Origin of the sequence: Citrobacter sp. Cm038, assembly GCF_030333105.1 — a bacterium.
GTDB classification, from domain to species: Bacteria; Pseudomonadota; Gammaproteobacteria; order Enterobacterales; family Enterobacteriaceae; genus Citrobacter; species Citrobacter murliniae.
In genome coordinates this window covers 107,102-120,796 of the sequence record NZ_JAOWGO010000023.1, presented here as the reverse complement: position 1 = coordinate 120,796, position 13,695 = coordinate 107,102, and the positions used below count along the sequence as shown (strand labels likewise).

Below are 13,695 nucleotides of genomic sequence, written 5' to 3'. Positions count from 1 at the left end.
CGAAAGCCCGGATTTTTGTCACTGCAGGGCAATCACAGCACGCCAAACAATTTCGGCAAGAACAACGAAATCGCCGGAATATACGTCACTAACATCAGTACCAGAAAAAGTACGGCGTAGAACGGTAGCATCGCCTTCACCACTTGTTCAATCTTCTGCTTACTCACCGCACTGGCAACAAACAACACCGACCCTACCGGCGGCGTAATTAGCCCAATCCCTAAGTTAACCAGCATGATCATACCAAAATGGACCGGATCAATACCGAGCGCGTTGGTTACAGGCAACAGGACCGGCGTCAGGATCAGGATCAGCGGTGCCATATCCATCAATGTACCGATCAGCAGCAGCATAATGTTAATACACATCAGGATGACGTATTTGTTATCCGAGATGCTGGTAAAGGCTTCGGTGATGCGCATCGGCAACTGCATATAGGTCATCACCGCGCCGAACGCGGCAGCAAAACCAATCAAAATCATGACGATAGTGACCGTTTTCACCGTGCGGAACATCAGTTTCGGTAGCTCAGACCACTTATAGTCGCGATAGATAAACATCGTGACAAAGAAGGCCCACAGGCAGGCAATCGCCGCTGACTCCGTCGCGGTAAAGATACCTGACAGGATGCCGCCCATGATGATAACCACCGTCATCAGGCCCCACAGCGTATCAACAAAAATCTTCAATGCCTGACGAAACGGTACGCGCTCGCCTTTCGGATAACCACGCTTGTGCGCAAACGCCACGCACATCACCATCAGGCTAAAGCTTAACAACAAACCAGGCAGGATCCCGGCGATGAACAGCGCAGCAATCGAAACCGTACCGCCGGTCGCCAGCGAGTAAATAACGGAGTTATGGCTGGGTGGCGTAAGGATCGCCTGTACCGATCCACTGGCGGTCACCGCCGCAGCAAAGTCACGTGGGTAACCTTTTTTGTCCATCTCCGGGATCATCACCGAACCGATGGAGGCGGTGTCTGCCACGGACGATCCGGAAATCGCGCCAAAAAAGGTGGAAGCCACAATGTTAACCAGCGACAGCCCACCGCGAATGAAGCCAACGAAAATATAGGCAAAATTCACCAGCCGACGAGCAATCCCGCCTTCGGCCATAATCGCTCCGGCCAGAATAAAGAACGGGATAGCCAGCAATGAAAACTTGTTCACGCCGCTGGTCAGTTGGATCATCACCGCTTCCAGCGGGATATCAATATACCAGGCCCCAATGATGGCGCTAATACCAACCGCGTACGCTACCGGTACCCCAATCGCCAGCATAATGCCGAGCGTAAAGACGAGAATAAATGCATCCATCTGCTTTCCTTTATGAAATGGGGGCGGTAACTAGCTGGTCGATCCCAGCATGACAACAGGACGCTGATACTGCGGACCACGACAAATCTTTTCAGCAATAAAAAGCAGCGTGATGGCAGAACCAATGGGCAGCGGGAGATAGTTTTGCCCGGCACTGAGAAGCGGGAATTCCGCGACGGCTTGATCCCACAATTCAAGACACAGCGTGGTTCCGTACCAGAGAATGAACAGGCTTATCGCAATCAGCATGAGATCGGCGACAATCGAGCAGTAGCGACGGGCGGAATCTCCCAGGCGATCAGTGACCATACTCACCGCGATATGGGAACCTGCGCGATAGCTTACCGCCGCGCCAATAAAGGTGAATGTCACCATACAGAGAATGGCGACTGGCTCAGGCCATGACAGTGCATTATTCAGAACATAACGTGCAAATATCCCGACAGGAATAATGGCGACCATAACCAATAATGCGACTCCGGCAATCCACATTGAGATCCGGTAAAGAAAATCCATTACTGATGAATAGCATTCACCCATCATCATCACCTCGAATTAATCAAAAGATTCAGACGGATGGTTAATCCCACCCGCCCAATAAATTACTTCACATCCTGAATACGTTTGATCAAATCCTGGTGTTCTTTACCGTAATTATCCCTTACCGATTGCGTGGCTTTAAAGAAATAATCGGTATCAATATCATGGAACTGAACGCCATTAGCTTTCATGGTTTCCAGAGACTTCTCATTATAGGCAGCCCAGAGCTTGCGCTGTTCTACTTGCGCTTCTTTAGCGAGTTTAATGATGAGATCCTGGTCCTCTTTTTTCAATTTATCCCATTTAGCCTTCGAGAAAAGAAATAGCTCCGGGATAATAAAATGTTTACTCCAGGTATAGTTTTTAACGACAGGCAAATAGTTGTGCGCAACAAACGTTGGCGGGTTATTTTCCGTTCCGTCAATGACGCCAGTCTGCATTCCGCTAAACACTTCGCTGACGCCCATTACAATGGAGTTAGCGCCCATTGCTTTTAAAGTATCCAGCGCGATCGGGCTCGCCTGAACGCGGATTTTCATACCGTGCAAATCTTCCGGTTTAACCACCGGGTTTTTGGTAATCAGGTTACGTGTTCCGGCATCCATCCAGCCGAGAAACACCAGACGTGATTTACTGTTTGCCGTCAGGCGATCGCCAATTTCCTGGCCAATCATACCGTCAAGCACCTGATGCATATGGTTTTCATCGCGAAAAATATACGGCAGTGTAAACACGTTAATCTCAGGGAGTATTGCTGCTACTGGCGTCATCGAGACACGAATAATATCGATAGCGCCTAATTGTGCCTGCTCAATCATCTGTTTTTCGTCGCCCAACACGCCACCCGGAAATGTTTTAATCTCCAGACGACCATCCGTTGCAGCACTCAGCTTCTCTCCCATGTGCTTCACTGCCACAACGTTCGGGTAATCAGCCGGGTGAACATCTGCGGCGCGAAAAGTTTGGGCCAACGTTGAATGACTGGTCAGTAATACTGATACACCAATGCACAGACTTAACAGGTTTTTTGTCAGTTTCATTTGTCCTTCTCCAGAAGTTCATAATATCCATTAACAGGAATAGCTTGCAGAGCAAATGACTGCCGGAATTAGAAATGGGCAGCGAGAAACTTTCTTTACGACGTTACCTGTGCAGACTAACTGGTGTAACAATTTATTTCACTGACTGCCTTCACAAAAAAACGTCAACGCTAATAATTTTTAGCACAGTGTTTCATTTTTGCAACGCAGATCGTTTTATTGATAAGAAAACAAAGAGAGAGGAAGGGATTGTTACCAATTTGCCCTGTTAGTATTTCAATAAAAATAAAACAGAAATATCGTCGAGTAATATCTTCGAATGAAATAAAAAAATGCCGGATAGTGACCCAAGCACTATCCGGCAGAGAACTAAAAGATTATTGCCAGCCGTAACGACGGCTATAAAAACCTTTCACTAATTGGGTCAATGTCATGTAACCAGCCAGAATCGCAATCAGCCACGGGAAGTAGCTCAGCGGCAGAGCCTGTAATTGTAAGTAGCTGGCCAACGGTGAGAATGGCAGCGCAATCCCCACCACCATGACCACCAGCGTCATCAGCATTAACGGCCATGCAGCACGGCTCTGGATAAACGGTACACGGCGGGTACGGATCATATGCACAATCAGCGTTTGCGACAGCAGACCCACCACAAACCAGCCAGACTGGAACAACGTCTGATGTTCTGGCGTATTGGCATGGAAGACGAACCACATCAGACAAAATGTCAGAATATCGAAGATGGAGCTGATTGGCCCAAAGAACAACATAAAGCGGCCCAGTTCGGCAGGATTCCAGCGCTGCGGTTTTTTGATCTGCTCTTCATCAACGTTATCAAAAGGAATAGCAACCTGGGATACATCATACAGCAGGTTCTGAATCAGTAAGTGCAGCGGCAACATTGGCAGGAAAGGCAGAAATGCGCTCGCCACCAGCACGCTAAAAACGTTACCAAAGTTAGAGCTGGCGGTCATTTTGATATACTTAAGCATATTCGAGAAGGTACGACGCCCCTCGATGACCCCTTCTTCCAGTACCATCAGGCTCTTTTCCAGCAGGATGATATCTGCCGCTTCACGGGCAATATCTACCGCACCATCAACGGAAATGCCAATATCCGCCGCACGCAGTGCCGGGGCATCGTTAATGCCATCGCCCATAAATCCAACCACATGACCTTCGCGTTTCAGCAACGTGACAATGCGCTCTTTGTGCATCGGCGTAAGACGGGCAAACAGCGTCGTGCTCTGGGCCAGTTGTGCCAGCTCGTCATCGCTTAGCCCTTCAATGCTGCTACCAATAACCACATCGCCCGCATCCAGACCTACTTCATGACAGACTTTTGCCGCCACCAGTTCGCTGTCTCCGGTGAGGATTTTCACCGTAATACCGCTGGCCTTCAGCGCCTTCAGAGCCGGAGCGGTGGTCTCTTTCGGCGGATCGAGGAACGCAATGTATCCTTCGAGGATCAGGTCGGACTCATCAATACGCTGATAATCTCCCTCACGTGCAGGCAGGTATTTGGTCGCCACAGCCACCACGCGCAATCCCTGGCGGTTAAGCGTATCGGTAACGCGTTTAACCCGACGCAGCATATTGTCATCCAGCGGAACAATCTCGCCATTGTGACGCACCTGGGTACAGACACTGAGGATCTCCTGTAGTGCCCCTTTACACACCAGCTGATGCACATCAGTTTCTTCCGCCACTACCACCGACATCCGGCGGCGCTCGAAATCAAACGGGATCTCATCGATTTTCTGCCAGCGGGTAGAGAGCAGGCGGGCCGATTCTTCATCGACACCTTCCAGCACCGCGGTATCCAGCAGGTTTTTCAGCCCGGTCTGGTAATGGCTGTTCAGCCACGCGGAATGCAGCACATGCTCACTGGGCTTACCGGAGATATCGGTATGATTCTCCAGCACGATTTTGTCCTGGGTTAGCGTACCGGTTTTATCGGTGCACAGAATATCCATCGCGCCAAAGTTCTGGATGGCATCAAGGTGCTTAACGATAACTTTTTGCTTCGACAGTTTCACCGCACCACGCGCCAGCGTGGAAGTGACGATCATGGGCAGCATTTCCGGCGTCAGTCCCACCGCCACAGAAAGAGCAAACAGCGCAGCTTCCCACCAGTCGCCTTTGGTATAACCGTTGATGATAAGCACAACAGGTGCCATCACCAGCATAAAACGGATCAACAGCATGCTGACACGGCTGATCCCTTTCTGGAACGCATTCTGCTCGCTTTCCTGCTCAGTAACCCGACCCGCCAGTTGTCCAAACCAGGTATTCGCCCCGGTAGAAATGACGATAGCCTGCGCCGTACCGCTCACCACGTTGGTGCCCATAAAGCACAGGGTATCGCACTCCAGCGGGTTGCTTTGCTGCGGGTCTCGGCTGTTCGCCACTTTCTCAACCGGCAGTGATTCTCCGGTAAGCGAGGCTTGCGCCACAAACAGGTCACGCGCCTGAACGATGCGTAAGTCAGCCGGGATCATATCGCCTGCCGCCAGTTTGATGATGTCGCCAGGAACAAGCTGGTCGATCGGCAACTCTACCCAGCCGTTTTCTCCTTTCTCGTTGATCACCCGCAGTACCGTGGCGGTGTTGCTGACCATCGCTTTCAGCGCATCTGCCGCTTTGGTTGAACGCGCCTCCTGCACAAAATTCAGTAACGTAGAGATAGCAACCATCAGGGCAATTACGCCTGCAGCAAACAGATCCTCAGTGGCATAGGAAATGCCACCCAGAATGGTGAGCAAAATATTAAATGGGTTACGGTAACAGACCCACAAATGCACCCACCACGGCAACGGTTTCTGTGCCGGCAACTGGTTTTCACCGTGTTTCTCACGGGCACTTTCCACTTCAGCGGCGTTCAAGCCTTCAGGGTGCGCATCAAACGTTTTCCACAGCGCTTCCTCTTCCATCAGCGCCATTTTCAGGCAATGTTCGCTCAGGGAAGGTGGGATCGGCGCGCTGGCAACGGCCTGGGCATTGGGCAATGGATCGCGATGCACCAGACGATGAGGCAAATGACGATTGAGCCGGGCAAACAGCTGGCGGGTAATATTTTTAAACATAGGCAGTCCCCCTGCGCCAGTAAACACAGGCGCAGTGAATACATCAGGCACAGTAAAGCCTTGCCTGATGGCAATCTAAAATCACAACAGGGACGTCAGAACGTCACTGTCTTACATATCCGGTAAGACAGTGAAAGCAGGCTTACCGGAAAGGTTTATTTCTCCGTTTCGGGAGAGGGGTGGGATCGGGATCCATACAGCCTCCGGTAAGTGAGTGAGTTGCGCGGCGCATTATACGCAGAAAACCATAAGGTTCGTGGCAATTATGGCGGTATGATAAACCACAGTAACTAAACCAAACGTATACACATTGCCTGAATAACAAAGTAAATAAAGCAGACTTTGCCCATTGCACTCCACTTGAGTAAAGTTACCCTCTTAATTAAAACTGAATGCGCTACGGGAAAACAGGATGCAGAATCGGCTGACTATTAAAGACATCGCCCGCTTAAGCGGCGTGGGAAAATCAACAGTTTCCCGCGTTCTCAACAATGAAAGCGGTGTCAGCGAACGCACCCGTGAACGTGTTGAAGCGGTAATGAATCAGCACGGTTTTTCCCCTTCCCGCTCCGCACGCGCCATGCGTGGGCAAAGTGACAAAGTGGTAGCAATTATCGTCACGCGCCTGGATTCACTTTCAGAAAATCTCGCCGTCCAGACCATGCTGCCCGCCTTCTATGAGCAGGGTTACGATCCTATTATGATGGAAAGCCAGTTTTCACCTGAACTGGTAGAAGAGCATTTGGGCATGCTCAGACGTCGCAATATTGACGGCGTGGTACTGTTTGGTTTTACCGGTATTACAGAAGCCATGATCGCTTCCTGGCAGGACTCTCTGGTGCTACTGGCAAGAGATGCCAAAGGTTTCGCCTCCGTCTGTTATGACGATGAGGGTGCAATCCATACTCTGATGCAACGTCTGTACGACCGTGAACATCGCCAGATCAGTTTTCTTGGTGTTCCCCATAGCGATGTGACCACCGGTAAGCGCCGCCATGAGGCTTACCTTGCATTCTGCAAGAAACATAAACTGCATCCTGTTGCTGCTCTGCCAGGTCTCGCCATGAAGCAGGGTTATGAGCATGCCGCAGATGTCATTACTCCGGAAACCACGGCCCTGGTATGCGCGACGGATACCCTTGCCCTTGGGGTCAGCAAATATTTGCAGGAGCAGCGGATCGATAATCTGCAACTGGCGAGTGTGGGGAATACACCACTGATGAAATTCCTCCATCCGGAGATCATCACTGTCGATCCCGGTTACGCCGAAGCCGGACGACAGGCGGCTTTACAGCTGATCGAACAGATCAACGGCCGCAGCGAGCCGCGCCAAATCATCATCCCCTCCACCCTTTCCTGATCGCTTTCTGAGCGTTAATTTGTGATCTTCGCTACGTTTCGGGAACGTTCCCATTTTTAAATATTCAACGAAGATATACTCTGACGCCAGGTCAACAACAGGGCTTAATAATGAGCAAAATAAAACAAGCAGACATCGATCGGCTGATTGAGCTGGTGGGCGGGCGCGACAATATCGCCACGGTGAGTCATTGCATCACGCGCCTGCGTTTTGTGCTGAATCAGCCTGCGAACGCCAGTCCGAAAGAGATCGAACAACTTCCGATGGTCAAAGGCTGTTTCACCAACGCCGGGCAGTTCCAGGTGGTGATTGGCACCGAGGTGGGCGATTACTACAAAGCGCTGCTGGCGACCACCGGACAGGCCAGTGCCGACAAAGAGCAGGCGAAAAAAGCCGCACGGCAGAACATGAAATGGCACGAGCAGATGATTTCTCATTTCGCAGAGATCTTCTTCCCGCTGCTGCCGGCGTTGATTAGCGGAGGCTTGATCTTAGGGTTTCGTAACGTGATCGGCGATCTGCCGATGAGCAACGGCCAGACGCTGGCGCAGATGTATCCCTCACTGAAAACGCTTTATGACTTTCTGTGGCTGATTGGCGAGGCGATTTTCTTCTATCTGCCGGTCGGGATCTGCTGGTCTGCGGTGAAGAAAATGGGCGGTACGCCGATCCTTGGCATTGTGCTCGGCGTCACGCTGGTTTCACCGCAGTTGATGAACGCCTACCTGCTGGGTCAGCAAGTGCCGGAAGTATGGAATTTCGGCCTGTTTACTATCGAAAAAGTCGGTTATCAGGCACAGGTCATTCCAGCTCTGCTGGCAGGTCTGGCACTTGGATTGATTGAAACGCGCCTGAAACGCATCGTCCCGGACTACCTGTATCTGGTGGTGGTTCCGGTGTGCTCACTGATCCTCGCGGTGTTCCTTGCGCACGCCTTTATCGGTCCGTTTGGCCGCTGGATTGGCGATGGTGTCGCCTTTGCTGTGCGTCATCTGATGACCGGCAGTTTTGCTCCGATTGGCGCAGCGCTGTTCGGCTTCCTGTACGCCCCACTGGTGATCACCGGAGTGCATCAGACCACGCTCGCTATCGACATGCAGATGATTCAAAGCATGGGCGGAACGCCTGTGTGGCCGCTCATTGCGCTGTCGAATATCGCTCAAGCCTCTGCAGTGGTCGGCATCATTATCTCCAGTCGTAAACATAACGAGCGGGAAATTTCCGTTCCTGCTGCGATCTCCGCTTATCTGGGAGTGACTGAACCGGCAATGTACGGCATCAACCTGAAATACCGTTTCCCGATGCTATGCGCGATGATCGGCTCCGGCCTTGCTGGACTGCTGTGCGGTCTGAACGGCGTGATGGCGAATGGTATTGGCGTCGGCGGCTTGCCGGGCATCCTTTCCATCCAGCCAACCTACTGGCAGGTATTTGGCCTGGCAATGGTTATCTCGATTGTTATCCCGATGGTACTGACCTCGTTCATCTACCAGCGTAAATACCGTCAGGGCACATTACAGATTGTCTGACTTTTTTTCGGGGCGCAGTTGCGCCCCATCGCATTTGCAGGAAATAACGATGAATATTCCCCACTGGTGGCAAAACGGCGTTATCTATCAGATTTACCCCAAGAGTTTTCAGGACACAACCGGTAGCGGCACTGGCGATTTACGCGGTGTGACACAACGTCTCGACTATCTGCAAAAACTGGGGATAGATGCCATCTGGCTGACGCCATTCTACATTTCGCCGCAGGTTGATAACGGCTACGATGTCGCTGATTACATTTCCGTCGACCCGGCCTACGGTACGCTGGATGATTTTGACGAACTGGTGGCGCAGGCGAAAGCGCGCGGCATCCGTATTATTCTGGATATGGTGTTTAACCATACTTCGACGCAACACGCCTGGTTTCGCGAGTCGCTGGATAAAGACAGTCCGTATCGTCAGTTTTATATCTGGCGCGATGGTACACCGGACGCATGCCCGAATAACTGGCGTTCAAAATTCGGTGGCAGCGCCTGGGGCTGGCACGCTGAAAGCGAGCAGTATTATCTGCACCTCTTTGCCCCGGAGCAGGCTGACCTGAACTGGGAAAACCCGGCAGTGCGCGCGGAGCTGAAAAAAGTCTGTGAATTCTGGGCCGATCGCGGCGTAGATGGACTGCGCCTCGACGTCGTGAACCTTATCTCCAAAGAGCAGGACTTCCCGAGCGATCCTGACGGTGATGGACGCCGTTTTTATACCGATGGCCCACGCGTGCATGAATTTTTACGCGAAATGAACCGTGACGTCTTCACGCCACGTAATCTGATGACGGTGGGCGAGATGTCTTCTACTTCGCTTGCTCATTGTCAGCAATACGCCGCACAGGACGGCAGCGAATTGTCGATGACCTTCAACTTCCACCACCTGAAAGTAGACTACCCCAATGGTGAAAAGTGGACACTGGCAAAGCCAGATTATGTGGCGTTGAAAGCCCTGTTTCGCCACTGGCAGCAGGGTATGCACGACACCGCCTGGAACGCACTGTTCTGGTGTAACCACGATCAGCCGCGCATCGTTTCACGCTTTGGTGATGAAGGGAAATACCGCATACCTGCGGCCAAAATGCTGGCAATGGTGCTGCACGGTATGCAGGGCACACCCTATATCTACCAGGGCGAAGAGATTGGCATGACCAACCCGCATTTTCGACAGATTACCGATTATCGCGATGTGGAAAGCCACAATATGTTTGCCGAACTGAATGCCGCTGGGCGTGATGCCGATGAGCTGCTGGCGATCCTCGCCAGTAAATCCCGCGATAACAGCCGCACGCCGATGCAGTGGGATCGCAGCAAACATGCCGGTTTTACGCAGGGGGAGCCGTGGATCAATCTGTGCGACAACGCGGCTGATATCAATGTCTCAGCAGCGCTTGATGATGCCGATTCGGTATTTTACGCCTATCAGAAACTGATCGCCTTACGCAAAACTGAACCAGTTATCACCTGGGGCGACTACGAGGATCTGTTACCGGAAAGCCCGCATCTGTGGTGCTATCAGCGAGAATGGCAAGGACAGCGGCTGCTGGTCATTGCCAACCTGAGCGAGACCTTCCAACCCTGGCAACCGATCCATACCGGTGGAAACTGGCGGGTGCTGATGCACAACTATGCCGAGGTCGCCAGCCAGCCCGGAGGCATGACATTGCGTCCTTTTGAAGCTATCTGGTGGCTGCAAAAATAGCTTGCAATTGGTTTTAAGCCCGGTGCGTATAGCGCTGCCGGGCTTCTCTGCATGCATCCAGCCTACCCTTCTGTTTTTGTTGAATAATTAATCAGATTTTTCTCACCACAATTTACAATCGGCTGCAGTGCCCGTCATCTGTACGCTCCAGTTTTTACTTTGAGCTACGTCAATAAAAACGTAAACATCCTTGATGCAAATCACTACATATAGAACTTAAAATGCACTCCGACCCAATATGTTGTATTAATCGACTACAATTGCTACAACAACATTTCCCTTCATAGCAGTGGAAATGTGGATAAAAGAGGTCTGGATTGCGAGAAGTCATTGGATAGAAAGATGAATAAACCGATGAACGCTCCCTAACCTCTGTGGATAACCTGTTCTTATAAATATGGAGTGATCATGACACCGCATGTGATGAAACGAGATGGCTGTAAAGTGCCGTTTAAATCAGAGCGCATCAAAGAAGCCATTCTGCGTGCAGCTAAAGCAGCGGGAGTCGATGACGCAGATTACTGTGCCACCGTCGCAGAAGTCGTTAGCAGCCAGATGAATGAGCGCAGCCAGGTCGATATCAACGAGATCCAGACAGCGGTAGAAAACCAGCTGATGTCTGGTCCGTACAAACAACTCGCCCGTGCGTACATCGAATACCGCCACGATCGTGATATACAGCGTGAAAAACGTGGCCGTCTGAACCAGGAAATTCGTGGTCTGGTTGAACAAACCAACTCAGCTCTGCTGAACGAAAACGCCAATAAAGACAGTAAAGTGATCCCGACCCAGCGCGACCTGCTGGCCGGTATCGTCGCCAAACACTATGCACGTCAGCACCTGCTGCCGCGTGATGTCGTCCAGGCACACGAGCGTGGTGATATTCACTATCACGATCTCGACTACTCGCCATTCTTCCCGATGTTTAACTGCATGCTGATCGACCTGAAAGGTATGCTGACGCAGGGCTTTAAGATGGGTAATGCGGAGATTGAGCCGCCAAAATCTATCTCGACTGCAACCGCCGTTACGGCACAAATCATCGCGCAGGTTGCCAGCCATATTTACGGCGGCACCACCATTAACCGTATTGATGAAGTCCTGGCACCGTTCGTGACCGAGAGCTTTAACAAACACCGCAAAACTGCTGAAGAGTGGCAGATCCCGGATGCAGACGGTTATGCGCATTCCCGTACCGAGAAAGAGTGCTATGACGCATTCCAGTCACTCGAGTATGAAGTGAACACGCTGCATACCGCCAATGGTCAGACGCCGTTCGTCACCTTTGGTTTTGGCCTGGGTACCAGTTGGGAATCTCGTTTGATTCAGCAGTCCATCCTGCGTAACCGTATTGCCGGTCTGGGTAAAAATCGTAAAACTGCCGTCTTCCCGAAACTGGTGTTCGCTATCCGTGACGGTCTGAACCATAAGTTTGGCGATCCGAACTATGACATCAAACAGCTGGCGCTGGAGTGCGCGAGCAAGCGTATGTACCCGGACATCCTGAACTACGATCAGGTCGTAAAAGTCACCGGTTCGTTCAAAACCCCGATGGGCTGTCGTAGTTTCCTCGGTGTTTGGGAAAACGAGAACGGCGAGCAGATCCATGACGGTCGTAACAACCTCGGCGTGATCAGCCTCAACCTGCCACGTATTGCGCTGGAAGCCCACGGCGACGAAGCCACTTTCTGGAAGTTGCTGGACGATCGCCTGGTGCTGGCGCGTAAAGCGCTGATGACCCGCATCGCTCGTCTGGAAGGCGTAAAAGCCCGCGTAGCGCCAATCCTGTATATGGAAGGTGCCTGCGGTGTGCGCCTGAAAGCGGATGATGACGTGTCTGAAATCTTCAAAAATGGCCGTGCATCAATCTCTCTGGGCTATATCGGTATTCACGAGACCATCAATGCGCTATTTGGTGATACGCACTTGTACGACAGCGAAGCACTTCGTGCCAAGGGCATTGCCATTGTCGAACGTCTGCGTAAGGCAGTCGATCAGTGGAAAGACGAGACCGGTTACGGCTTCAGCCTGTACAGCACACCGAGTGAAAACCTGTGCGATCGTTTCTGCCGTCTGGATACCGCCGAGTTTGGTGTCGTGCCGGGCGTGACCGACAAGGGTTACTACACCAACAGCTTCCACCTCGACGTGGAGAAAAAGGTTAATCCTTACGACAAGATCGATTTCGAAGCACCGTACCCGCCGCTGGCGAATGGCGGCTTCATTTGCTACGGCGAGTATCCGAACATTCAGCATAACCTGAAAGCGCTGGAAGACGTCTGGGATTACAGCTACCAGCATGTGCCGTATTACGGTACTAACACGCCTATCGATGAGTGCTATGAGTGCGGCTTTACCGGTGAGTTTGAGTGCACCAGCAAAGGCTTCACCTGCCCGAAATGTGGTAATCATGATGCAGCCCGCGTGTCGGTGACCCGCCGTGTATGCGGTTATTTAGGCAGCCCGGACGCACGCCCGTTTAATGCCGGTAAGCAAGAAGAAGTGAAGCGCCGCGTTAAGCATTTAGGTAATGGGCAACTCGGTTAATCCCTCACGGTTTTATGCCCGGTGGCGCTACGCTTACCGGGCCTACAAACTGTGCATACATTGTAGGCCGGATAAGCAAAACGCCATCCGGCATGGTTAAGCGAAATGAATTATCACCAGTATTACCCTGTCGACATCGTCAACGGTCCCGGCACTCGCTGTACCCTGTTTGTTTCAGGGTGCGTGCACGAATGCCCTGGCTGCTATAACAAAAGCACCTGGCGGCTAAACTCCGGCCAGCCGTTTACCACAGAGATGGAAGACAAGATCATTGCCGATCTGAACGATACACGGATCCATCGTCAGGGGATCTCGCTGTCGGGCGGCGATCCACTTCATCCGCAAAACGTGCCGGATATTCTGAAACTGGTACAGCGCATTCACGCTGAGTGTCCGGGAAAAGATATCTGGGTGTGGACTGGCTACAAACTCGATGAGCTCAATGCCGAGCAAATGCAGGTGGTGGATCTCATCAACGTGCTGGTCGATGGTAAATTTGTTCAGGATCTCAAAGACCCGGCGCTTATCTGGCGCGGTAGCAGCAACCAGGTTGTGCATCATTTGCGCTAACA

At 51.7% G+C, this 13,695-nt stretch carries 10 protein-coding genes; 5 read left to right on the top strand and 5 right to left on the bottom strand.

The genetic code is table 11. The features are described 5' to 3' along the window. Positions 1-32 precede the first annotated feature (32 nt). The 5 genes from OGY01_RS17200 to mgtL form a co-directional block, all read right to left on the bottom strand. Positions 33-1,319, bottom strand: a complete 1,287-nt coding sequence (locus OGY01_RS17200) for a TRAP transporter large permease (RefSeq protein WP_045439183.1) — start codon at positions 1,317-1,319, stop codon at positions 33-35. Positions 1,320-1,349: 30 nt separating this feature from the next. Further along, positions 1,350-1,859: a TRAP transporter small permease gene (locus tag OGY01_RS17195; protein ID WP_045439181.1), complete on the bottom strand. Its 510-nt coding sequence runs from the start codon at positions 1,857-1,859 to the stop codon at positions 1,350-1,352. Between the two features lie 62 nt (positions 1,860-1,921). Continuing rightward, entirely contained in the window at positions 1,922-2,899 is a 978-nt protein-coding gene (locus tag OGY01_RS17190; RefSeq protein WP_045439178.1) for a TRAP transporter substrate-binding protein, read from the bottom strand. A gap of 377 nt (positions 2,900-3,276) precedes the next feature. Next, entirely contained in the window at positions 3,277-5,985 is a 2,709-nt protein-coding gene (gene mgtA / locus OGY01_RS17185; protein WP_045439174.1) for a magnesium-translocating P-type ATPase, read from the bottom strand. 142 nt (positions 5,986-6,127) lie between these two features. After that, positions 6,128-6,181 (bottom strand): mgtA regulatory leader peptide MgtL, encoded by a 54-nt coding sequence (mgtL, locus tag OGY01_RS23700; RefSeq protein ID WP_223307022.1) that lies wholly within the window; start codon positions 6,179-6,181, stop codon positions 6,128-6,130. 192 nt (positions 6,182-6,373) lie between these two features. On the opposite strand from mgtL, the gene treR reads away from it, so the two are divergent. The 5 genes from treR (at position 6,374) to nrdG (ending at position 13,693) form a co-directional block, all read left to right on the top strand. Continuing rightward, positions 6,374-7,345 carry a trehalose operon repressor TreR gene (treR, locus tag OGY01_RS17180; RefSeq protein ID WP_255642480.1) on the top strand — a complete coding sequence of 324 codons (972 nt, stop codon included), beginning with the start codon at positions 6,374-6,376 and terminating at the stop codon, positions 7,343-7,345. Between the two features lie 110 nt (positions 7,346-7,455). Beyond that, a complete protein-coding gene (treB, locus tag OGY01_RS17175; protein WP_286493434.1) occupies positions 7,456-8,874 on the top strand; it encodes a PTS trehalose transporter subunit IIBC in 1,419 nt (472 codons plus the stop codon). 49 nt (positions 8,875-8,923) lie between these two features. Beyond that, positions 8,924-10,576, top strand: coding sequence for an alpha,alpha-phosphotrehalase (gene treC / locus OGY01_RS17170; RefSeq protein WP_200012476.1), 1,653 nt, complete (start codon positions 8,924-8,926; stop codon positions 10,574-10,576). A 408-nt stretch (positions 10,577-10,984) separates the two neighbouring features. Further along, positions 10,985-13,123, top strand: coding sequence for an anaerobic ribonucleoside-triphosphate reductase (gene nrdD, locus OGY01_RS17165; protein WP_045439162.1), 2,139 nt, complete (start codon positions 10,985-10,987; stop codon positions 13,121-13,123). 105 nt (positions 13,124-13,228) lie between these two features. Continuing rightward, on the top strand, positions 13,229-13,693 hold the full coding sequence (gene nrdG / locus OGY01_RS17160; protein WP_048222265.1) for an anaerobic ribonucleoside-triphosphate reductase-activating protein: 465 nt from the start codon (positions 13,229-13,231) through the stop codon (positions 13,691-13,693). The last annotated feature ends 2 nt before the right edge of the window (positions 13,694-13,695 follow it).